This window comes from Allobosea sp. GW821-FHT03A12 (assembly GCF_058986765.1).
Window position 1 is genome coordinate 424,350 of record NZ_JBYSVZ010000007.1, and the last position, 19,410, is coordinate 443,759.

At 68.2% G+C, this 19,410-nt stretch carries 20 protein-coding genes and 1 other RNA gene; 13 read left to right on the forward strand and 8 right to left on the reverse strand.

Translation table 11 applies throughout. The annotated features are described in order from the left end of the window. Positions 1-146 precede the first annotated feature (146 nt). The gene (locus AC3WLC_RS27350) at positions 147-926 is read left to right on the forward strand and encodes a sulfite exporter TauE/SafE family protein (protein ID WP_493687038.1); all 780 of its coding nucleotides are present in this window, start codon (positions 147-149) and stop codon (positions 924-926) included. Positions 927-1,169: 243 nt separating this feature from the next. On the opposite strand, the gene AC3WLC_RS27355 is transcribed toward AC3WLC_RS27350, so the two are convergent. Further along, positions 1,170-1,916 (reverse strand): YebC/PmpR family DNA-binding transcriptional regulator, encoded by a 747-nt coding sequence (locus AC3WLC_RS27355; RefSeq protein ID WP_493687039.1) that lies wholly within the window; start codon positions 1,914-1,916, stop codon positions 1,170-1,172. Between the two features lie 177 nt (positions 1,917-2,093). On the opposite strand from AC3WLC_RS27355, the gene AC3WLC_RS27360 reads away from it, so the two are divergent. Continuing rightward, positions 2,094-3,446 (forward strand): methyl-accepting chemotaxis protein, encoded by a 1,353-nt coding sequence (locus AC3WLC_RS27360; protein ID WP_493687040.1) that lies wholly within the window; start codon positions 2,094-2,096, stop codon positions 3,444-3,446. Positions 3,447-3,554: 108 nt separating this feature from the next. On the opposite strand, the gene fba is transcribed toward AC3WLC_RS27360, so the two are convergent. The 7 genes from fba to tkt form a co-directional block, all read right to left on the reverse strand. Further along, positions 3,555-4,637 (reverse strand): class II fructose-bisphosphate aldolase, encoded by a 1,083-nt coding sequence (gene fba / locus AC3WLC_RS27365; protein ID WP_346360004.1) that lies wholly within the window; start codon positions 4,635-4,637, stop codon positions 3,555-3,557. A gap of 93 nt (positions 4,638-4,730) precedes the next feature. Beyond that, on the reverse strand, positions 4,731-4,976 hold the full coding sequence (locus AC3WLC_RS27370) for a hypothetical protein (protein ID WP_493687041.1): 246 nt from the start codon (positions 4,974-4,976) through the stop codon (positions 4,731-4,733). An 81-nt stretch (positions 4,977-5,057) separates the two neighbouring features. After that, on the reverse strand, positions 5,058-6,251 hold the full coding sequence (locus tag AC3WLC_RS27375) for a phosphoglycerate kinase (RefSeq protein WP_493687042.1): 1,194 nt from the start codon (positions 6,249-6,251) through the stop codon (positions 5,058-5,060). Between the two features lie 13 nt (positions 6,252-6,264). Beyond that, on the reverse strand, positions 6,265-6,834 hold the full coding sequence (locus AC3WLC_RS27380) for a putative glycolipid-binding domain-containing protein (RefSeq protein ID WP_493687043.1): 570 nt from the start codon (positions 6,832-6,834) through the stop codon (positions 6,265-6,267). After that, complete coding sequence (locus AC3WLC_RS27385; protein WP_493687044.1) at positions 6,831-7,295, reverse strand: hypothetical protein; 465 nt, start codon at positions 7,293-7,295, stop codon at positions 6,831-6,833. The genes AC3WLC_RS27380 and AC3WLC_RS27385 overlap by 4 nt, the downstream gene beginning before the upstream one ends. A gap of 71 nt (positions 7,296-7,366) precedes the next feature. After that, complete coding sequence (gene gap, locus AC3WLC_RS27390) at positions 7,367-8,377, reverse strand: type I glyceraldehyde-3-phosphate dehydrogenase (protein WP_493687045.1); 1,011 nt, start codon at positions 8,375-8,377, stop codon at positions 7,367-7,369. Between the two features lie 109 nt (positions 8,378-8,486). Further along, positions 8,487-10,490 (reverse strand): transketolase, encoded by a 2,004-nt coding sequence (gene tkt, locus AC3WLC_RS27395; RefSeq protein WP_493687046.1) that lies wholly within the window; start codon positions 10,488-10,490, stop codon positions 8,487-8,489. A gap of 259 nt (positions 10,491-10,749) precedes the next feature. On the opposite strand from tkt, the gene AC3WLC_RS27400 reads away from it, so the two are divergent. The 11 genes from AC3WLC_RS27400 (at position 10,750) to AC3WLC_RS27450 (ending at position 19,408) form a co-directional block, all read left to right on the forward strand. After that, positions 10,750-11,058, forward strand: a complete 309-nt coding sequence (locus AC3WLC_RS27400) for a DUF4164 family protein (protein ID WP_493687047.1) — start codon at positions 10,750-10,752, stop codon at positions 11,056-11,058. Beyond that, positions 11,058-11,426, forward strand: coding sequence for a cell division protein ZapA (locus tag AC3WLC_RS27405; protein WP_493687048.1), 369 nt, complete (start codon positions 11,058-11,060; stop codon positions 11,424-11,426). Before AC3WLC_RS27400 ends, AC3WLC_RS27405 begins: the two co-directional genes overlap by 1 nt. 207 nt (positions 11,427-11,633) lie before the next feature. Further along, on the forward strand, positions 11,634-12,698 hold the full coding sequence (locus AC3WLC_RS27410) for a D-alanine--D-alanine ligase family protein (RefSeq protein ID WP_493687049.1): 1,065 nt from the start codon (positions 11,634-11,636) through the stop codon (positions 12,696-12,698). 217 nt (positions 12,699-12,915) lie between these two features. After that, positions 12,916-13,071: non-coding RNA, 6S RNA (gene ssrS, locus AC3WLC_RS27415), on the forward strand. Positions 13,072-13,075: 4 nt separating this feature from the next. Continuing rightward, on the forward strand, positions 13,076-13,651 hold the full coding sequence (locus AC3WLC_RS27420) for a 5-formyltetrahydrofolate cyclo-ligase (protein ID WP_493687050.1): 576 nt from the start codon (positions 13,076-13,078) through the stop codon (positions 13,649-13,651). A 181-nt stretch (positions 13,652-13,832) separates the two neighbouring features. Next, complete coding sequence (locus tag AC3WLC_RS27425; RefSeq protein WP_493687051.1) at positions 13,833-14,657, forward strand: TIGR00282 family metallophosphoesterase; 825 nt, start codon at positions 13,833-13,835, stop codon at positions 14,655-14,657. An 8-nt stretch (positions 14,658-14,665) separates the two neighbouring features. Further along, the gene (locus AC3WLC_RS27430) at positions 14,666-15,820 is read left to right on the forward strand and encodes a benzoate/H(+) symporter BenE family transporter (protein ID WP_493687052.1); all 1,155 of its coding nucleotides are present in this window, start codon (positions 14,666-14,668) and stop codon (positions 15,818-15,820) included. Continuing rightward, positions 15,817-16,470 (forward strand): thiamine phosphate synthase, encoded by a 654-nt coding sequence (locus tag AC3WLC_RS27435; RefSeq protein ID WP_493687053.1) that lies wholly within the window; start codon positions 15,817-15,819, stop codon positions 16,468-16,470. The genes AC3WLC_RS27430 and AC3WLC_RS27435 overlap by 4 nt, the downstream gene beginning before the upstream one ends. Then, positions 16,467-17,387 (forward strand): tetratricopeptide repeat protein, encoded by a 921-nt coding sequence (locus AC3WLC_RS27440; RefSeq protein ID WP_493687054.1) that lies wholly within the window; start codon positions 16,467-16,469, stop codon positions 17,385-17,387. Before AC3WLC_RS27435 ends, AC3WLC_RS27440 begins: the two co-directional genes overlap by 4 nt. 100 nt (positions 17,388-17,487) lie before the next feature. Then, positions 17,488-18,276 carry an inositol monophosphatase family protein gene (locus AC3WLC_RS27445; RefSeq protein WP_493687055.1) on the forward strand — a complete coding sequence of 263 codons (789 nt, stop codon included), beginning with the start codon at positions 17,488-17,490 and terminating at the stop codon, positions 18,274-18,276. Between the two features lie 85 nt (positions 18,277-18,361). Beyond that, positions 18,362-19,408 (forward strand): flagellar motor protein MotA, encoded by a 1,047-nt coding sequence (locus tag AC3WLC_RS27450; RefSeq protein WP_493687056.1) that lies wholly within the window; start codon positions 18,362-18,364, stop codon positions 19,406-19,408. Positions 19,409-19,410 lie beyond the last annotated feature (2 nt).

The following is a 19,410-nucleotide window of genomic DNA, read 5'->3' on the forward strand; positions in this document are numbered from 1 at the left end:
GTCTCGCCGACTGTCCGGATCGGCGGGTGAAGGGCGGAGCGCCGCTCGCGCATCGATGAACAGGGCTCATCGCTGCCATCACAGCGACGGGGGTTGATCGTCCCGCGCCTTGCGTGAAGGAAAGAAAATCCTTCTCCGGCGGCATGATGACCGATCTCCTTTCCCTGCTCTTTCCCGGCGTCACGCTCCAGGGCATCGCCATCCTCCTCCTCGCGACCTTCCTCGGCGGGTTGGTGCGCGGCTTCACCGGCTTCGGCTTCGCCATGGTGTTCATGCCGCTGGCCTCGCTCGTCCTCGGTCCCGTCGCGGCGCTCGGACTGATCTGGGTGATCGACATGCCCTTCGCCCTGCCGATCGGGTTCAGGGCGGCCAAGCGCGCGGAATGGAGCGAGGTCATCCCGCTGCTGATCGCCGCGACGCTGACCCTGCCGGTCGGCATCGCCCTGCTGACCTGGCTCGACCAGCAGACCATGCGCTGGATCCTGGCGGTACTCGTGCTGGCGGCGGTCGCGCTGATGGCCTCGGGCTGGCGCTACCACGGCAAGCCCGGCCTCCCGCTCTCGCTCGGGGTCGGCGCCGCATCCGGCCTGTGCAACGGCCTCGCCAGCATCGGCGGCCTGCCGCTCGCCGTGTTCTGGCTCGGCGCCCAGCGCAACGACCGGCACAAGACCCGCGCCAACCTGCAGACCTATATCGGCCTGAGCACGGTGATCAGCGGCACGATCCTGACGCTGAAGGGCATCATCACCCTCGCTTCCGCCCTGATGGCGCTGCCGCTCTTTGCGATCTACGGCATCGGCCTCTGGCTCGGCACGCATGCCTTCGGCATCGCCTCCGAGCAGACCTTTCGCCGCATCGCCTATCTGACGATCTTCCTCAGCGCGCTCGTCAGCCTGCCGCTCTGGGACGCGCTGGTCGGGCGGTAGTGAAGGAGAGATGACCGAGCATGCGCGGGATCCCCTCTCGTGGAAGGAGAGAAGTAGGGGCAGGTGTTCGGACTGAAAACGTTGGCCTGAATCTGACCGCGCGGTGGGCGCAGCGCCTCGCTGGTCGAGCCGCCCACACCTCCCCCTGCCCTCTCCTTCCAGGAGAGGGTTCCCCGCGCCTCGATCGTCTCCGATCGATCGAACCGGACTGCTACGGTCCAAGCCCGAGAATGACGACCGCGCTCAGCCGCCGAGCTTGGCCATGATGTCGTCGGCGATCTCGAAATTGGCGAAGACGTTCTGGACGTCGTCGTCATTGTCGAGCGCTTCCATCAGCTTCATCATCGACGCGGCCTTCTCCTCGTCGAGCGGCGCCGTCGTGGTCGGCCGCCAGACCGGCTTGGCCGAAGCCGGCGCGCCGAGCGACGCTTCCAGCGCCTTGGAGACCTCGTTCAGAGCGTCGAAGGCGCACAGGATGACGTGGCCGTTCTCGTCCGAGATCACGTCGTCGGCGCCAGCCTCGATTGCCGCTTCCATCACCTTGTCGGCGTCGCCCGCCTCCGGCGCATAGCTGATCTCGCCAACGCGGTTGAACATGAACGACACCGAGTTGCTCTCGCCCATCGCTCCACCGGACTTGGTGAAATAGGAGCGGACGGCGGAGGCGGTGCGGTTGCGGTTGTCGGTCAGCGCCTCGACGATCACGGCGGTGCCACCGGGACCATAGCCCTCGTAGCGGACCTCGTCATAGTTCTCGCCCTCGCCGCCGAGCGCCTTCTTGATGGCGCGCTCGATATTGTCCTTGGGCATGTTCTCGGCCCGCGCCGCCAGCACGGCCATGCGCAGGCGTGGATTCATGTTCGGGTCGGGCATGCCCATCTTGGCGGCGACGGTGATTTCACGGGCCAGCTTCGAGAACAGCTTGGAGCGCACCGCGTCCTGCTTGCCCTTGCGGTGCATGATGTTCTTGAACTGTGAATGGCCGGCCATACGCCCTGATCTCCGCTGTTTATGCGCCGGCCGGCTTATACTCAGCCGGCTCGGGGCGAGGCAAGCGCAGCCGCAGCCTTTCCAACCTACTCGCTCTCCGCGTCAGGCTTAAGCGTTTGTTGGCGAACTGCCAGCAATGTCGCCTTGAGCCCTCCAGCGGAATCGAACACAGCGCGCATGACCAACGCTATCGTCGAGCATACGGCGCGCCTGCGGACCTTCCGGATCGACGCCGCCGATATCGCCCAGCTGCGACAGCAGGCGGACTTCGCCCGCCGGCGCCTGCCGACCCTGCTGCCGGAGCTGCACTCGCATTTCGAGGCCTGGCCCGAGATCCTGAGCGCCATGCAGCGGCCGGACGTGCACGAGCTGCGGCTGGCGCACTGGATCAGGCTGGTCTCGGGCGAGCTCGACGACGGCTATCTGCAGTCCGCGCACGCTCTCGCCGGCATCTTCAACGACAATGGCGTTCCCGCCCATGCCGTCGCGATCTGTCATGCGATCGTCGGCAACGCGATCGGCGCCGAGCTCGGCCTGCTGCGCGACGGCCTCGCCAAGCTCAGCCATGTCTGGCACGCCAAGGAATACAACCGGCGCATCGCCCTGCGCGCCGCCTTGAACAAGGCTGTGCAACTCGACCTCGAACTGCTGCTCGAGACCTATAGCCATGTCCAGCACGAGAGCCGCGAGCGCACGCGGCGCGAAATCTCGGCCTTCGAGGTTACGATCCGCGACGTCGTCGGCGCCGTGACAGGGAGCGCCCGCATCGTCGAGGAGATGGCCCACACGATGAACGGGCTCGTCAAGGAGACCGGCGTGCAGGCCGTCGCAGCCGCCCGGGCATCGGACGAGGCTTCCGACAATGTCGGCAGCGTCGCCAGCGCCACCGAGGAGCTGTCCATCTCCCTCAGCGCGATCTCCGGAGAAGTCGCCCGCGCCACCACCAAGGCTCACGACGCCAGCAATGCTGCGCTGCGGACGGAGGCGATCGTCAAGGGCCTGGCGCAGTCGGCGCAGACGATCGGCTCGATCGTCGACCTGATCCGCGACATCGCCGCGCAGACCAATCTGCTCGCCCTCAACGCCACCATCGAAGCGGCTCGCGCCGGTGAGGCCGGACGCGGCTTTGCGGTCGTCGCCCAGGAGGTGAAGCAGCTCTCCGCGCGCACCGCCAGGGCGACCGACGAGATCGCCGCCCAGGTCCCGGCCATGCAGGCGGCGACGCAGGAGGCGGTCGAGGCGATCGAGAGCATCGTCGGCTTCGTCGGCGACATGGACCAGACGACCCTGACGATCGCGAGCTCCGTCGACGAACAGCGGGCGGCGACCCAGGAGATCGCCCGCAGCATCAGCTACGCCTCGCAGGGCACGCAGGAGGTGGCGCAGGCCATCGCCAGCGTCAACGACTCCGCCCAAGCCGCCGGAACCGGCGTCGGCGAGATGCTCGGCCTCGCCCAGACGCTGGCGCAGCGGGCCGGGAGCCTGACCGAAGCCTTCGAGAATCTGAGCAAGCAGAACCGCGTCGCCTGACGGCGCGCGCCGCATCGGCCTGTTTGACACCCAGCGGAAACGAAAAACGCCCGGCCTGAGCCGGGCGTCCTTATTCTGCGAAGGCCGAAGTACCGACCTAAGGGATCGTCACGCCGCCTTCTTGGCGCCGAAGGTCGGGTCGAGTTCGCCCTTGGCGTAGCGCTTGGCCATGTCGGCCAGGGTGATGACGCGCTTGATCTTCGAAGCCTGGCCGGCGGTGTTGAACTCTTCCAGCCGCTTCTTGCAGAGGGCGGTCATCGCCTCCATCGCCGGCTTGAGATACTTGCGCGGGTCGAACTCGCCGGGATGCTCGGACAGGATCTTGCGGATCTGTCCGGTCATCGCCATCCGGTTGTCGGTGTCGATGTTGATCTTGCGCACGCCATGCTTGATGCCGCGCTGGATTTCCTCGACCGGCACGCCCCAGGTCTGGGGCATCTTGCCGCCATACTGATTGATCACATCCTGCAGATCCTGCGGCACCGAGGACGAGCCGTGCATGACCAGATGCATGTTCGGCAGCTTCTTGTGGATCTCCTCGATGACATGCATCGCCAGGATCGCGCCGTCGGGCTTGCGGGTGAACTTGTAGGCGCCGTGCGAGGTGCCCATGGCGATGGCGAGCGCATCGACCTTGGTCTCGGCGACGAACTTCACCGCCTCATCCGGATTGGTCAGCAGCTGGTCGTGGCTGAGCTTGCCCTCGAAGCCGTGGCCGTCCTCCTTCTCGCCCTCGCCGCTCTCGAGCGAGCCGAGCACGCCGAGCTCGCCCTCGACCGAGATGCCGCCGAGATGGGCCATGTCGGTGACGGTCTTGGTCACCCCGACATTGTAGTCCCAGTCGCCAGGGGTCTTGCCGTCGGCCTTGAGCGAGCCGTCCATCATCACCGAGGTGAAGCCGGCCTGGATCGCGGTCATGCAGGTCGCCGGCTCGTTGCCGTGGTCGAGATGCACGCAGACCGGGATGTGCGGATAGATCTCGGTCACCGCGTCCATCATGTGCTTGAGCATGATGTCGTTGGCGTAGGAGCGCGCCCCGCGCGAGGCCTGGATGATCACCGGCGCATCCGTCGCGTCCGCCGCAGCCATGATCGCGAGCGCCTGCTCCATGTTGTTGATGTTGAAGGCCGGAACGCCATAGTCGTTCTCGGCGGCATGGTCGAGCAATTGGCGAAGCGTGATGCGGGCCACGATGATCCTCCGGTTGGGCTCTGCTTTATCCGGAGGGTTTAGAATCGAACTGTGGCGGACGCAAAGCGAAACCGGCCAAAAAAGTGAACGCGATCAGCGGCCGCGCGCTTCAAGGACCCGAACGCGCTCCTCGATCGCCGCGACCTGCTCGGCGAAGTCGCCCGTCACGGCCTTGGCCATGACGAGCAGGCCAGCCGTGTCGCGGCGCTGCTTGCGGACGAGATCGCCGACTTCGTCGAAACGCTTGTCAACGGCGTCGAAGCGCTTGTCGTGCTCGGAGAGCTGGGCCTGAATCTTCTTCAGGACCTCGAACATTGCGGTCTGAACATTCTCGCTCATCGCATCGTGGCTCCGACGAAACCATCATGCCGTAACGAGAACATAGCATAAACATCCACGACCGCAAGTCGTGACCGCCGATCAGCCCCTCCGCAGCGCCTCGACGCCTGGCAAGGCCTTGCCCTCCATCCATTCGAGGAAGGCGCCACCGGCGGTCGAGACATAAGTAAGGTCCTCGGCAACTTCCGCATGGTTCATCGCCGCGACCGTGTCACCGCCACCGGCCACGGCGACGAGCCTGCCGTCACGGACGCGCTCCGCCACCGCCTTGGCGACTGCGACCGTCGCCGTGTCGAAGGGCGGCAGCTCGAAGGCGCCGAACGGGCCGTTCCAGACCACGGTCTTGACGGTGTTGAGCTTGAGCACGACCTCGGCGACGCTGAGCGGACCGGCGTCGAGGATCATCTCGTCGGCTCCGACCTCGCCGATCGAGACGACGCGATGGCCGGGGTTGGCCCTGAATTCGCGCGCCACCAGCGCATCGACCGGCAGGATGATCTCGCAGCCGGCCGCCTTGGCCTTCGCCTCGATCTCGCGGGCGGTGTCGGCGAGATCGTGCTCGCAGAGCGACTTCCCGACATTGACGCTGCGGGCGGCGAGGAAGGTGTTGGCCATGCCGCCGCCTATGACGAGCACGTCGACCTTCTGCACGAGGTTCCCGAGCAGTTCGAGCTTGGTCGAGACCTTGGCGCCGCCGACGATCGCCATCACCGGCCGGGCGGGATTGTCGAGGCCGGCCGAGAGCGCTTCCAGCTCGGCCTGCATGGTGCGCCCGGCATAGGCCGGCAGCAGATGCGCCAGCCCTTCGGTCGAGGCATGGGCCCGGTGGGCGGCCGAGAAGGCGTCGTTGACATAGAGATCGCCATTGGCGGCGAGCGCCTTGACGAACTCCGGATCGTTTGTCTCGTCGCCGGCGTGGAAGCGGGTGTTCTCCAGCAGCAGGATCTCGCCGTTCTTGGCGGCGGCGATCGCCTTCGGCGCCTCCTGGCCGATGCAGTCGCCGACGAAGATCACCGGCTGGCCGAGCGCGTGGGCCAGCGCCGGCACGACCTGCCGCAGGCTGTTCTTCTCGTCGCGTCCCTTCGGCCGGCCGAAATGCGCCAGCAGGATGACCTTGCCGCCCTTCTGCGCGATCTCGCGGATCGTCGGCAGGATGCGGTCGATCCGGGTAGTGTCGGTGACCCTGCCCTCCTCCATCGGGACGTTGAGATCGACACGGACGAGGACGCGCTTGCCGGCGAGATCGGCGTCGTCGAGGGTGCGGAAAGCAGGCATGGAGGGCGCTCTCTTACAGACGTTGGAACAGGCAGGGATAATCCATGACGAGGCCATCCTCGTCGACCGGAAGCTCGGCGATGAAACTGCCATCGGCCGTCTCGAACCGGAAGAGCCTCGGCTCCAGGCAAGTGTAGACCTGCTCGGTGACGAAAGGCTCGAAGCTGTCGAACGGCACGAACAGCATCGCAATCCGCCGCTGCTGGCCAGGCTGCCAGGCGCAGCGGCGGATCGGCAGCGTGTTGGTGAAAGGCGTGGCGGAGAGGTCGATGTCGATGCAGGCGTCGAAGGCCGCCAGATGGCCGCGCTCGCTATCGTGCCAGCCGCCGTCGTGGCGCGTCATGGCGAGACCACGACCGTCGGTCGTTTCGATCTTGAAGGAACGCACCGTGAAATCGGCGTCGCAATCGATGCGATAGGTCGCACCGAAGCGGCTTCCATCACGCTCGCCGACCAGCGCGGCATCGGCGCGGAGGCCATTCGCCTCAGCGCGCAATGTAAGATGTTCGAGCCCGTCGCCTTCCAGCGCCCGCCAGCGGACACTGCGCCCGTCCGCAAGATCGGCGGGCGGGCGGACGCTCATCGCGGCAGGATCGGCGGCAACACGCCGGGAACGCCGCTCTTCAATACGATCACCGTCAGGACGACGGTCAGCACCGCCGTGACGATGCCGGTGAGCAGCAGGGCTCCAAAGCGCGGGGTCGAATTGACGCGCTGGCGCAGGGCCGAGAGCTCCTCGCGCAGGCCGGCGAAGTCCATGGTGCCGGCGGCGAGGTCGACCTTCTGGGCGCTGCGCTCCAGCGAGGCTTCGGCGCGGGTCAGCACCGCCTCGTAGCGCGCGAACTTCTCCTCGATCCGGGCAGTCTTGTCCTCGATGCGCGCGAGCTGGTCGAGCTTGCGCGGATCGCTCGGCGCGAGTGGCTCAGCCGGCTTCGCCTCTGTGGCGCGCGCTGCCGCGATCTCGGCCATGCTCGGGGCCGGCGGCACGATGACGGTCTCAGGGGACGTGGTCGACGTGGCGACGGTCGGCTCGATCTTGTTCATTGCGCGGTCCGTTCCTCGGCGGTTCTAGGCGCAGCCGCGCCTGTTCGGCGCGGCTGCGATGGGAATGTGGGTCAGATCAGCTTCGCCATGGCGACCGCGGTGTCGCTCATGCGGTTCGAGAAGCCCCACTCATTGTCGTACCAGGACAGGACACGGACGAACTTCTCGTCCATGACCTTGGTCTGGTCGAGCGCGAAGGTCGACGAAGCCGGGTCGTGGTTGAAGTCGATCGAGACGTTCGGCTGGTCGGTGACGGCCAGGATGCCCTTCAGCGCGCCGCGCTTGCTCGCCTTGATGATGGCCTCGTTGATCTTCTCGACCGTGGTCTTGCGCTTCGAGATGAACTTGAAGTCGACGACCGAGACGTTCGGCGTCGGCACGCGCACCGAGGTGCCGTCGAGCCGGCCCTTCAGCTCGGGGATGACGAGGCCGATCGCCTTGGCGGCGCCGGTCGAGGTCGGGATCATCGACATCGCGGCGGCGCGGCCGCGGTAGAGATCCTTGTGCATCGTGTCGAGCGTCGGCTGGTCGCCGGTATAGGCATGGATCGTGGTCATGAAGCCCTTGTCGATGCCGACGGTGTCGTGCAGCACCTTGACCACCGGCGCGAGGCAGTTGGTCGTGCAGGAGGCGTTCGAGACGACGATGTGGTCCTTGGTCAGGGCCTCGTTGTTGACGCCGAAGACGACGGTCAGGTCGGCGCCGTCGCAGGGCGCCGAGACCAGCACGCGCTTGGCGCCGGCGGCGAGATGGGCGGCCGCCTTGTCGCGGGTGGTGAAGATGCCGGTGCATTCCAGCGCGATGTCGACGCCGAGCGCCTTGTGCGGGAGGTCCTTGGGATCGCGGATCGCGGTCACCTTGATCGGGCCGCGGCCGACATCGATCGTGTCGCCGGAGACGGTCACGGTGCCGGGGAAGCGGCCGTGCACGGAGTCGAAGCGGAAGAGATGGGCGTTGGTCTCGACCGGGCCGAGATCGTTGATCGCCACGACCTCGATGTCCTTGCGCTTCGACTCGATGATCGCGCGCAGAACGTTGCGCCCGATACGGCCGAAGCCGTTGATCGCCACCTTGACCGTCATCTCAATCCTCTCCTTCGCCGTTCACCGGCATGAGCCGGCGTCATTCACGCGGGCAAATCGGCCAAACCATGGCGGAACGCAAGGGCAGGCCTTAAAAATTTGAGGCAGGTCAGCCGTTGTGACGCTTGATAGCAGCCTCGGCCACCGCCTCCGGCGTGATGCCGAAATGCTTGTAGACCTCCTTGTAGGGGCCGCTCGCCCCGAAGGAGGACATGCCGACGAAGCCGCCATCGGCGCCGATCACGCCATCCCAGCCGAAGCGCACGGCAGCCTCGACCGCGATCTTGATCGGGGCCTCGCCGATGATCGCAGCCTTGGTCGCCTCGTCCTGCTCCAGCAGCGCTTCCAGCGAGGGCACCGAGACGACGCGGGCGCGAATGCCCTTGTCGGCCAGAAGCTTGCGGGCAGCGACCGCGATCTCGACCTCGGAGCCTGAGGCGAAGAGCGAGACCTGCGCCTTGCCGCCCTCGGCCGCCAGCAATTCATAGGCGCCCTTGGCCGAGCGGTTCGTCGCCGAGGCATCGGTGCGGACCGGCGCCAGGTTCTGGCGCGAGAGCGCCAGCACGGTCGGGCCGTCGGTGCGCTCCAGCGCGATCTGCCAGGCTTCCGCCGTCTCGATCGCATCGGCGGGTCGCAGCACGCGCATGTTCGGCATGGCCCGCAGGCTGGCGATCTGCTCGACCGGCTGGTGGGTCGGGCCGTCCTCGCCGAGGCCGATCGAATCATGGGTCATGACGTAGACGACCGGCAGGCCCATCAGCGCGGCGAGCCGCATCGACGGACGGGCATAGTCGGCGAAGACCAGGAAGGTGCCGCCGGCAGTGCGGAAGCCGCCATGCAGGGTGATGCCGTTCATCGCCGCGGCCATGCCGTGCTCGCGAATGCCGTAGCGGACATAGCGGCCCTTCGGGGTCTTCGGCGTGAAGTCCTCGAAGCCCTTGGCGCGCGTATTGTTCGACGGCGTCAGGTCGGCCGAGCCCGAGACCAGCTCCGGCATCACCGGCACGATCACGTCGAGCGCCAGCTCCGAGGCCTTGCGGGTCGCGACCGTCACCGGGTTCGCGGCCAGCGCCTTCTTGTGGGCGACCAGCGTCTTGGCGAGCTTGGCCGGCACGGTGTGGGCCAGGCGGCGCTCGAACTCGCCACGCTTGCGCTCGGACAGTGCCGCGAGGCGCGTATTCCATTCCTTGCGCTCGGCGAAGCCGGTGGCGCCGAAGCCGCGCCAGGCCTTGAGCACATCGGCCGCGACCTCGAACGGACCGCCGGTGATGCCGAGCGCCTTCTTGGCAGCAGCGAGTTCTTCCGCACCGAGCGGCTCGCCATGCGCCTTGGAGGTGCCGGCCTTCTTCGGCGCGCCGAAGCCGATCACGGTCTTGCAGGCGATCAGGGTCGGCTTGTTCGACTTCTGGGCGCGGCGGACCGCCGCCTCGATCGCGTCGGGATCATGCCCGTCGACCCGTTCAGCCTTCCAACCGCAGGCCTTGAAGCGGGCGAGCTGGTCGACCGAATCGGAGATCGAGAGCGGCCCGTCGATCGAGATGCCGTTATCGTCCCAGAGCACGATCAGCTTGTTGAGCTTCTGATGGCCGGCGAGCGCGATCGCCTCCTGGCTGATGCCCTCCATCAGGTCGCCGTCGGAGGCCAGCACATAGGTCTTGTGGTCGACCAGCTTCTTGCCGAACTCGGCGGCGAGCATGCGCTCGGCCATCGCCATGCCGACGGCGGTCGCCAGGCCCTGGCCGAGCGGACCGGTGGTGGTCTCGACGCCGGCGGTCATGAAGTTCTCGGGATGGCCCGGCGTCTTCGATTCGAGCTGGCGGAACTTCTTGAGGTCGTCGAGCTCCAGGCCCGGCGTGCCGGTGAGGTAGAGCAGCGCGTAGATCAGCATCGAGCCGTGGCCGGCCGAGAGCACGAAGCGGTCGCGATCGGGCCAGCGCGGCTCGGCCGCATCATATTTCAGGATGCGGGTGAACAGCACGGTCGCGACGTCCGCCGCGCCCATCGGCAGGCCGGGATGGCCGGACTTGGCCTGCTCGACGCCGTCCATGGCGAGGGAGCGGATGGCGTTGGCGAGCCGCTCGTGCTGGGCGCGGTCGATCGCAGGCGTCGTCATGGAATCTCTCCGGCGGGGGCGGAACGAGGCTCGCGCCGAAGCTGGCCGGCGGCGAGCAGCGAACTCTTGAGAAAAAGGTCGCGCGTTCGATAGGCCGCCCGCTCAAGCGGAGTCAATTCGCCTGCAGGGACGCAGATATCGAGTTTTCCCCACGCTTCGATGGGACCGCACCGGCCAAAGCGCTTTCCACGGCGATATTTGTTAAACTAGGCTTCCGAATCGGATGAGCCGGCTCCGGCCGGCACGCAAAGGAAGAAGCGTGGCGTCTCCAGCACTGGATCACGCCCTGTCGCGCCTCGAAGGCGCGCTCGGCCAGCTCGAAGCAGCCGCCCGCAGGCGGCTCGAGGTCGAGCGTGGCCGCGCCAATCTCGAAACCGAACTCACTTTGATGCAGGACGATCGCGCCCGCCTCGCCGTCGAGCTCGACGGAGCCATGGCCCGGATCGGCCAGGTCGAGGGCGTCGCGCAGGAGGTCGACCGCAAGCTCGATCGCGCCATGACGGCACTGGCCGAAGTGATCGCCCGCGCCGAAGCCCAACCTGACGAAGAAGCCGAGCAGGACGCCTGATGCCCCAGGTCAACGTCACCATCGCCGGCAAGGCCTACCGCATGGCGTGCGGCGAAGGCGAGGAGCCGCATCTGGAGGCGCTCGCCCAGCTCTATGACGGCAAGATCGAGGAGATGCGCCAGGCCTTCGGCGAGATCGGCGACATGCGCCTGCATGTCATGGCCGCCCTGATGGTCGCCGACGAGGTCACCGAGCTGAAGAAGAAGGTCGAGACGCTCGAAGGCCGCCTGCACTCGCTGCAGGGCGACGCCGGCTTCGCCGACCAGCGGGCGGGCGAGGTCGAGGAGAAGGCGGCCGCCGCCCTCGTCGCCGCGGCCGAGCGCATTGAGAGCGTGGCGAAGAGCTTGTTGCCGGGACAGGTGGGGTAGGCGGCGAACGCCCCCACGCCGTCATGCTCGCCCTTGTGGCGAGCATCCACGTCTTGGACACGACGCCCCCCGAAGAAAGACGTGGATGGTCGGGACAAGCCCGGCCATGACGGGAAAGCGAGCCCTTCCTGCGCGCCGCCTTTGCAATTCCTCAATCATGCCCGACTGACGCTTCTCGATAGCAACGAATCGATGAAGGCGGCGAAGATGGGCGACAGGGTTCGGGTGGCGATTCTCCTCGGCGGCAGGTCTTCCGAGCACGAGGTCTCGCTGATGTCCGCCAGCAATGTGGTCAAGGCGATCGACAAGGCGAGATACGACGTCGTGCCGATCCTGATCACCAAGGCGGGCGCGTGGCGCGAGCTCGAATTGCAGAACGGCGTCCTGCCCGATCCGATTCCGCAGGACGGCGCCGAGCTCTGCCTGCTGCCCGGCGGGAACGGGCGCCTCCTGCGCCTGCAGGACGGCGCGGCACCGCAGACCTTGCCGAAGATCGACGTGCTCTTCCCGGTGCTGCACGGCCTCGACGGCGAGGACGGCTCGGTCCAGGGGCTGGCTCAGGTCGCCGGCATCCCACTCGCCGGCTGCGGCATCGTCGGCTCGGCCAATGCGCTCGACAAGGACATCGCCAAGCGGCTGCTGCGCGAGGCCGGCCTCGGCGTCGCCCGCTCGCTCACCGTCCGACGCGGCGAAGCACTGAGTTTCGAGCAGGCCAGCGCCGCGCTCGGCCTGCCGCTCTTCGTCAAGCCGGCAAGGCAGGGCTCCTCGGTCGGCGTCAGCAAGGCGACGGATGCCGAGAGCTTTGCTGCAGCCCTCGCCGAGGCCTTCCGGCACGACAGCGTGGTTCTGGTCGAGGAGTTTATCGCCGGCCGCGAGATCGAGCTCAGCGTGCTGGAGCAGGCCGATGGCGAGACCATCGTCTCGCTACCCGGCGAGATCGTCGCGGCCGCGAGCCACGGCTTCTACACCTATGAGGCCAAATATCTCGACGAGGACGGCGCCCGCGTCGAGGTTCCGGCCCATTTGCCGGAAGAGACGATCGCCAGCCTGCAGGACCTTGCGAAGCGCGCCTTCTATGCGCTCGGCTGCGACGGCATGGCCCGTGTCGACTTCTTCCTGCGCCCGGACGGCAGTGCGCTGGTCAACGAGATCAACACCATCCCCGGCTTCACCGACATCAGCATGTTCCCGAAGGCGCTCGCCGCCAGCGGCGTCGCCTATCCCGACCTGATCGACCGGGTGATCCGGCATGGGATGGCGCGCGGGGCGTGAGGTCAGCACATTTCGATAGGCTGCCTCCTCTTCATCATTGATCATCCCGGCCGGAGCGCAGCGTAGAGCCGGGATCCATTCCGGAGCCTATCCGAAAGAGGTTCCGGAATGGGTCCCGGGTCTCCCTCCGGTCGCCCGGGACGACGGGTGAGGAGATCGGCACGAAATTCCTCCCACACCTCTGGCGCTTTGCCGGCATGCGTCCTACCTTGTCGCGGCGGGGCTGCCTGGTGCGTGCGAGTCATGTATTCCCGGGCCCATACGACTCCCTAGGGAGCTGTCCCTGACTGGGTCCCTGGACCCGGACACACGGCGCCCACCTACTTTGTAGGTGTCCCGGGATCGAAATCTCCACGGCCGAGGTGGCTCCGCACCCCATGACCGACAGCGTCTCCCTCGCCCCCTCCCCGCGCAAGGCCGCGCTGCGCGCCGAGGCGCTCGCCCGGCGCGACGCGCTCGAGCTCGACGATCGCCTGCTCTGGGACGAGGCCATCGTTGCGCGCGTGCTGGAGTTGCCGGTGTTCCGCCAGGGACCAGTCTCGGCCTATTGGCCGATGCGCTCGGAAGCCGATCCGCGCCCGATCCTGGAAGCCCTGCACGAGCGCGGCCTGCCGCTCTGCCTGCCGGCGATCGTCGAGAAGCGCATGCATTTCCGGCGTTGGGCACCCTGGGAGCCGATCGTGCCCGGCGGCTTCGGCACGCTGGTGCCGGCGCCCGAGCAGCCCGAGCTCAGGCCGACGATCCTGATCGTCCCACTCGCCGCCTTCGACCGTCGCGGCTACCGCATCGGCTACGGCAAGGGCTATTACGACCGCGCTATCACCGAACTCGAACCGGTTGCGACGGTCGGCATCGCCTATGCGGCGCAGGAGATCGCCGAAGTGCCCGCCGAGCCGCATGACCGCCGTCTCGACTGGGTCGTCACGCAGGACGAAGCGATCCGCTGCGGTTGATTTCGCCGCGGCGATCACGTCATTAGCGGCTGCGCCTTTCCTTCAAGACGTCGCCGTCCCGCCGTGTTTTCTCAAATCCGCACAGTCATACCGCGCGGCCTGGGGAAAGCCAGGGCGGCCGGCTTGTGTGAAAATGCGACAGGACGGGCCGTGATGCGCAGCCCAAGCGTTGGATAGTGACATGCGTCTGCTCTTTCTTGGTGACATCGTCGGGCGCGCCGGCCGCCTCGCCGTCCAGGATCGCCTCCCCGGCCTGCGCGAGCGCTGGAAGCTCGACTGCGTCGTGATCAATGGCGAGAACGCCGCCGGTGGCTTCGGCATCACCGAGGCGATCTGCGACGAGACGCTCGCCGCCGGCGCCGATGTCGTCACGCTCGGCAACCATTCCTGGGATCAGCGCGAGGCACTGGTCTTCATCGAGCGCCAGCCGCGCCTGATCCGCCCGGCGAACTATCCGCCAGGCACGCCCGGCCGCGGCGCGACCGTGATCGAAGCCAGGAACGGCGCCCGCGTCCTCGTCGTCAACGTCATGGGCCGCCTGTTCATGGACGCGCTCGACGATCCCTTCGCGGCACTGGAGCGCGAGCTCGCCGCCTGCCCGCTCGGCGACGCGGCCGACGCCGTCATCGTCGACGTCCATGCCGAGGCGACCAGCGAGAAGCTCGCCATGGCCTACTATCTCGACGGCCGCGCCAGCCTCGTCGTCGGCACCCACACCCATGTCCCGACCTCGGATACGCGCGTGCTGCCGGCCGGCACCGCCTACCAGACCGATGCCGGCATGTGCGGCGACTATGAGTCGGTGCTCGGCATGCAGAAGGAGGAGGCGATCCGCCGCTTCCTGCAGAAGACCCCGGGTTCGCGGCTGGAGCCGGCCCTCGGCGAGGGCACGCTGTCCGGCATCGCCGTCGAGACCGACGACCGCACCGGTCTCGCCAAGGCGGTCTGGCCGGTGCGCCTCGGCGCGACGCTCGCCGAAACCTGGCCGACCGCCTGGGACGAATAGGGCGGCCGATGTCGCAGCTCTTCTCGGCCTTCGTCGCCGTCTTCGTCGGCTACGCGGCCTCGGTCGCGGTCGTGCTCGCGGCGGCGCAGGCGCTCGGCGCGACGCCGGGGCAGACCGTCTCCTGGTTGGCGGGGCTCGCCCTCGCCAAGGGACTCGCCAGCCTGTTCCTGTCCTGGCGGCACCGCATGCCGATCATCTGCGCCTGGTCGACGCCGGGCGCGGCACTGATCGCGGCGGCGAGCGGCGTCGACATGGCCTCGGCCGTCGGCGCCTTCCTCGCCGCGGCCGCGCTGATGATGGCGACCGCCGCCTTCCGCCCGCTCGGGGCGCTGGTCGAGCGCATCCCGATGAGTATCGCCGCGGCCATGCTCGCCGGCGTGATCTTCCGCTTCGTCGTCGCCGTCTTCGACGAGATGCGGCTGCAGCCGGCCCTGGTGCTGACGCTGCTGATGGTCTTCCTGCTCGCGCGGCTGTGGAACCCCTTCCTCGGCGTCATCGCAGCGCTCGGCGCGGGGCTCGCCCTCGCCTTCGCCACCGGCACCGCGACGCTGCCGGCCGGCCCCGTCGCGCTGACCCATATCGAGCTGATCGTCCCGCATCTCGACCTGACCGCGATCGTCGGCATCGGCATCCCGCTCTATCTCGTCACCATGGCGGCGCAGAACCTGCCGGGCTTCGCCGTGCTGCGCGCCTCGGGCTACCAGCCGCCGACGGCATCCTGCCTGTTCGTCACCGGGCTGATGTCCGCCCTGACCGCCCCGACGGGCGCCCATATGGTCAATATGGCGGCGATCAGCGCCTCGATCTGCACCGGCGCCGACACTCATCCCGACCCTAAGGAGCGCTGGAAGGCCGGAATCTGGTACGCCTTGCTCTGGCTCATCGTCGCCGCCACCGCCGGCCTGCTGCTCGCGCTGATCCTCGCCATGCCGAAGGCGCTGATCGTCGCCGTCGCCGGGCTCGGCCTCGTCGGCTCGCTGACCGGGGCGCTCGGCCAGGCGATGGGCAGCGACAAGGACCGCTTCGCCGCGGTCGTCACCTTCGCCGTCGCGGCCTCCAGCCTGTCGCTGTTCGGGGTCGGCTCCGCCTTCTGGAGCCTGGTCGCCGGGCTTATGGTCTTGACATTGGACCACGCCGCGGGCCGTTTGCGCGGACGATCATGAACACATCCGTCCCCCGCACCCGCCTGATGCTCGTCACGCCGCCGATCTCCGATCCCGGCGCCATCTCCTTTCGCCTGATGCAGGCCTTCGCCGGCGGCGATGTCGCCGCCGTGCTGCTGCGCCTCGTGCCCGGCGACGAGCGCAGCCTGACCGAACGGGTCAAGGCGCTGGCGCCGCCAGTGCAGGCGCAGAACGTCGCTCTGGTGGTCGAGGCCTCGGCCCAGGTCGCCAGCCGCGGCGGCGCCGACGGCGTCCATCTGACCGCGGGGGCCGAGGCCATCGCCGATGCCCGCTCCAGCCTGAAGCAGGAGCGCATCATCGGCGCCGGCGGCCTGCGCTCGCGCCATGACGCCATGGATATCGGCGAGGCCGGCGTCGACTATGTGATGTTCGGCGAGCCGCGGCCGGACGGTTCGCTCCCGCCTTTGCCGGCGGTGATCGAGCGTGCCTCCTGGTGGGCCGAGATCTTCGAGACGCCCTGCATCGCCTATTGCCCGGATGCCGAGTCGGTTCCGGCGCTGGTCGAGACCGGCGCCGAATTCATCGCGCTGGGCGAATGGGTCTTCGCCGAGGGCGTCGACATCCGCGCCGCCGTCACTGCGGCCGATGCGGCGATCGCCGCACAGCACGCCCGCAGGACGGCGCGATGAGGCTTGCGCTTGCCGCGCTCGCCTTGACGTTCGCTCTCCCCGCCGCGGCGGTGGAGCCGGACCTCGCCTATGGCGCCTATCAGGCCGGCCATTACCGCCGGGCCCAGTCGGAAGCGCTGAAGCGGCTCGAGGCCGATCCCAAGGACGCTGCGGCGATGACGCTGCTCGGCGAGATCTATCGGCAGGGGCTCGGCGTCCGCAACGATCCCAAGGCCGCCGCCGACTGGTACCGGCTCGCGGCCGACAAGGGCGACGTCAACGCGATCTTCGCCCTCGGCATGGCGATGCTGGAAGGGCGCGGCCTGGCGCGTGATCCGAAGGCGGGCGGCGCCCTGCTGGAGAAGGCCGCCGCCGCCGGCCACCCGGCCGCCAACTACAATCTCGCCCTCGCCCTGCTCGCGACCGGCCGGCCGCAGGACGACCAGCGCGCCATCGCCGGCCTCAGGATCGCAGCGGCCGCCGATCTCGGCGACGCCCAGCACGCGCTCGGCGTGCTCTACAAGATGGGCCGCGGCGTGCCGCAGGACGACGCCATGGCGGCCGAATGGATGAGCAAGGCCGCCGCCAGCGGGCTGATCGCCGGCGAGGTCGAATACGCGATCATGCTGTTCAACGGCGACGGCGTCGCCAAGGACGAGCGGGCCGCGGCCAGGCTCTTCATCCGCGCCGCCAACAAGGGCAATGCCATCGCCCAGAACCGGCTGGCCAAGCTCTACCAGTTCGGCCGCGCCGTTCCGCCCGATCTCTCGGAAGCCGCCGCCTGGCACCTCGCCGCGCGCGCCCAGGGGCTTGCCGACGCCACGCTCGACCAGGTTCTGGAGCGGCTTTCGCCGGAGCAGCGCGAGCGCGCCGCCCGTCTCGCCGCCGACCGGATCGAGGCCACGGCCTTGACGGCGCCGAGCCAACCGAGCAAGTGACGGCGAAATTCGCGCCGCATCGCTGGCGTCGCCCCACCGCTACCGCTCTTTGATAGCCTGTTCTCTTCTGCCGCGCGTCGCGCGCTTCGAGGTTCGTACAATGATCCGCTCCCCCCTGATGACCGTGATGACCGATGCCGTGATGAAGGCGTCGCGCTCGCTGAAGCGCGATTTCGGCGAGGTCGAGAACCTGCAGGTCCTGGCCAAGGGCCCGGGCGACTTCGTCTCCAAGGCCGACCACAAGGCCGAGGAGATCCTGCGCGCGTCGCTGGAGAGGGCCCGCCCCGGCTACGGCTTCGTCATGGAGGAGAGCGGCGTCGTCGCTGGCACCGACGAGAGCAATCGCTGGCATATCGACCCGCTCGACGGCACCCACAACTTCCTGCGCGGCATCCCGCACTGGAACATCTCGGTGGCGCTGGAGCGCGACAACCAGTTCATCGCCGGCGTGATCTACGACGCCGCCAAGGACGAGCTCTTCATCGCCGAGAAGGGCAAGGGCGCCTATGTCAACAATCGCCGCCTGCGCGTCTCCGGCCGGCGCGAATCGGCGGACATGCTGATCGGCATGGGCGTGCCCCATATCGGCAAGGGCGGCCACCCGCTCTTCCTCAAGGAGCTCGGCGCGGTGATGAGCCGCTTCGCCAATGTCCGCCGCATGGGCTCGGCTGCGCTCGACATCGCCTATGTCGCCGCCGGCCGCATGGACGCCTATTGGGAACGCGGCCTCAACACCTGGGATTTCGGCGCCGGCGCGGTGATGGTGCGCGAGGCCGGGGGCACCTTCGGCACGCTCGACGGCAAGCAGCCGACCTCGGCCAAGGACGTGATCTGCGGCAACGAGGCCGGCGAGCCGGCGTTGCGCGCAGTCCTCAAGACCGTTCTTTGACGAAACCGAGGCGGTTTTCAGCTTGATCCCTGCGTGGCGGGAGGCGACAGTCGCCCCGCTACGAAACCGGATCGGGTGAGCAGGCATGGCCAATGACGAGGCGGCCCCGGAGGTCCCGCCGCTGGAGCCCCCAGCGACGGTACCCAATCGGCCGCAGACGTTCCGCTTCTCCCGCCCGCTGCGCTATTTCCTCCGCGCGCTGGTCTTCCTCGCGCTGATCGGCTTCCTGATCTTCATCCTGCAGGCGGGCTTGCTGACCGCCTTCATGACCAATCCGGGCCTGAACGGCCTGATCACCGGCGCGCTCGCGGTCGGCGTCCTCCTGTCGCTGCGCGAGCTCTGGCGCGTCGACAGCGAAGCCCGCGCCGCCACCCGCCTTGCCGCAAATCCGGCTGGCGTAACGCTGCGGCGCAACCAGGTGATCAGCCCGCTCGCCCCCGTGCTGCCGGCGCTGGAGCAGCGCAACCTTGCCCCCAGCCAGGCCGCGAGCCTGCTCGAATCGATCGCGGTTCGGCTCGACGACGGCCGCGAGGTGCTGCGCTACCTCGCCGGCCTGCTCGTCTTCCTCGGCCTGCTCGGCACCTTCTGGGGCCTGCTGGAGACCGTCTCCTCGGTCGGCAACGTCATCAAGAGCCTGCGCACCGGCGCCGAGGCCGGCGTGCTCTTCGACGAGCTCAAGGCCGGCCTTGCCGCCCCGCTCGCCGGCATGGGCCTGTCCTTCTCGTCCTCGCTGTTCGGCATCGCCGGCTCGCTGATCCTCGGCTTCCTCGATCTGCAGGTCGGCCAGGGCCAGCGCCGCTTCCGCAACGAGGTCGAGGGCTATCTCGGCACCGCCACGGCCCATTCCGCGACGATTCCCCTGGCGATGCCGATCGCAGCAAGCCCGACTGTCGCGGGCGATCTCGTGGTCGAGCGGCTCGACAAGCTCCAGGCCGCCATGCAGGACGGCTCCAACAACCGCGCCGCGACGCAGGCGCTGGCCAATCTCGCCGAAGGCATCCAGGGCCTCGTCCAGCACATGCGCTCCGAGCAGCAGCTGATCCGCGACTGGGTCGAGGCGCAGGCCGCGCGCGAGAAGGACCTGAAGCGCCTGATCGAGCGCCTCGCCGCCGAGCGGGTGAGCGAGTCATGAGC

Excerpts from the sequence above, each read along its gene's own strand:
- AC3WLC_RS27350 (WP_493687038.1), top strand. The coding sequence starts at position 147 with ATGACCGATCTCCTTTCCCTGCTCTTTCCCGGCGTCACGCTCCAGGGC.
- AC3WLC_RS27355 (WP_493687039.1), bottom strand. The coding sequence starts at position 1,916 with ATGGCCGGCCATTCACAGTTCAAGAACATCATGCACCGCAAGGGCAAG.
- AC3WLC_RS27360 (WP_493687040.1), top strand. The coding sequence starts at position 2,094 with ATGACCAACGCTATCGTCGAGCATACGGCGCGCCTGCGGACCTTCCGG.
- AC3WLC_RS27370 (WP_493687041.1), bottom strand. The coding sequence starts at position 4,976 with ATGAGCGAGAATGTTCAGACCGCAATGTTCGAGGTCCTGAAGAAGATT.
- AC3WLC_RS27375 (WP_493687042.1), bottom strand. The coding sequence starts at position 6,251 with ATGCCTGCTTTCCGCACCCTCGACGACGCCGATCTCGCCGGCAAGCGC.
- AC3WLC_RS27380 (WP_493687043.1), bottom strand. The coding sequence starts at position 6,834 with ATGAGCGTCCGCCCGCCCGCCGATCTTGCGGACGGGCGCAGTGTCCGC.
- AC3WLC_RS27385 (WP_493687044.1), bottom strand. The coding sequence starts at position 7,295 with ATGAACAAGATCGAGCCGACCGTCGCCACGTCGACCACGTCCCCTGAG.
- gap (WP_493687045.1), bottom strand. The coding sequence starts at position 8,377 with ATGACGGTCAAGGTGGCGATCAACGGCTTCGGCCGTATCGGGCGCAAC.
- tkt (WP_493687046.1), bottom strand. The coding sequence starts at position 10,490 with ATGACGACGCCTGCGATCGACCGCGCCCAGCACGAGCGGCTCGCCAAC.
- AC3WLC_RS27405 (WP_493687048.1), top strand. The coding sequence starts at position 11,058 with ATGCCCCAGGTCAACGTCACCATCGCCGGCAAGGCCTACCGCATGGCG.
- AC3WLC_RS27410 (WP_493687049.1), top strand. The coding sequence starts at position 11,634 with ATGGGCGACAGGGTTCGGGTGGCGATTCTCCTCGGCGGCAGGTCTTCC.
- AC3WLC_RS27420 (WP_493687050.1), top strand. The coding sequence starts at position 13,076 with ATGACCGACAGCGTCTCCCTCGCCCCCTCCCCGCGCAAGGCCGCGCTG.
- AC3WLC_RS27425 (WP_493687051.1), top strand. The coding sequence starts at position 13,833 with ATGCGTCTGCTCTTTCTTGGTGACATCGTCGGGCGCGCCGGCCGCCTC.
- AC3WLC_RS27430 (WP_493687052.1), top strand. The coding sequence starts at position 14,666 with ATGTCGCAGCTCTTCTCGGCCTTCGTCGCCGTCTTCGTCGGCTACGCG.
- AC3WLC_RS27435 (WP_493687053.1), top strand. The coding sequence starts at position 15,817 with ATGAACACATCCGTCCCCCGCACCCGCCTGATGCTCGTCACGCCGCCG.
- AC3WLC_RS27440 (WP_493687054.1), top strand. The coding sequence starts at position 16,467 with ATGAGGCTTGCGCTTGCCGCGCTCGCCTTGACGTTCGCTCTCCCCGCC.
- AC3WLC_RS27445 (WP_493687055.1), top strand. The coding sequence starts at position 17,488 with ATGATCCGCTCCCCCCTGATGACCGTGATGACCGATGCCGTGATGAAG.
- AC3WLC_RS27450 (WP_493687056.1), top strand. The coding sequence starts at position 18,362 with ATGGCCAATGACGAGGCGGCCCCGGAGGTCCCGCCGCTGGAGCCCCCA.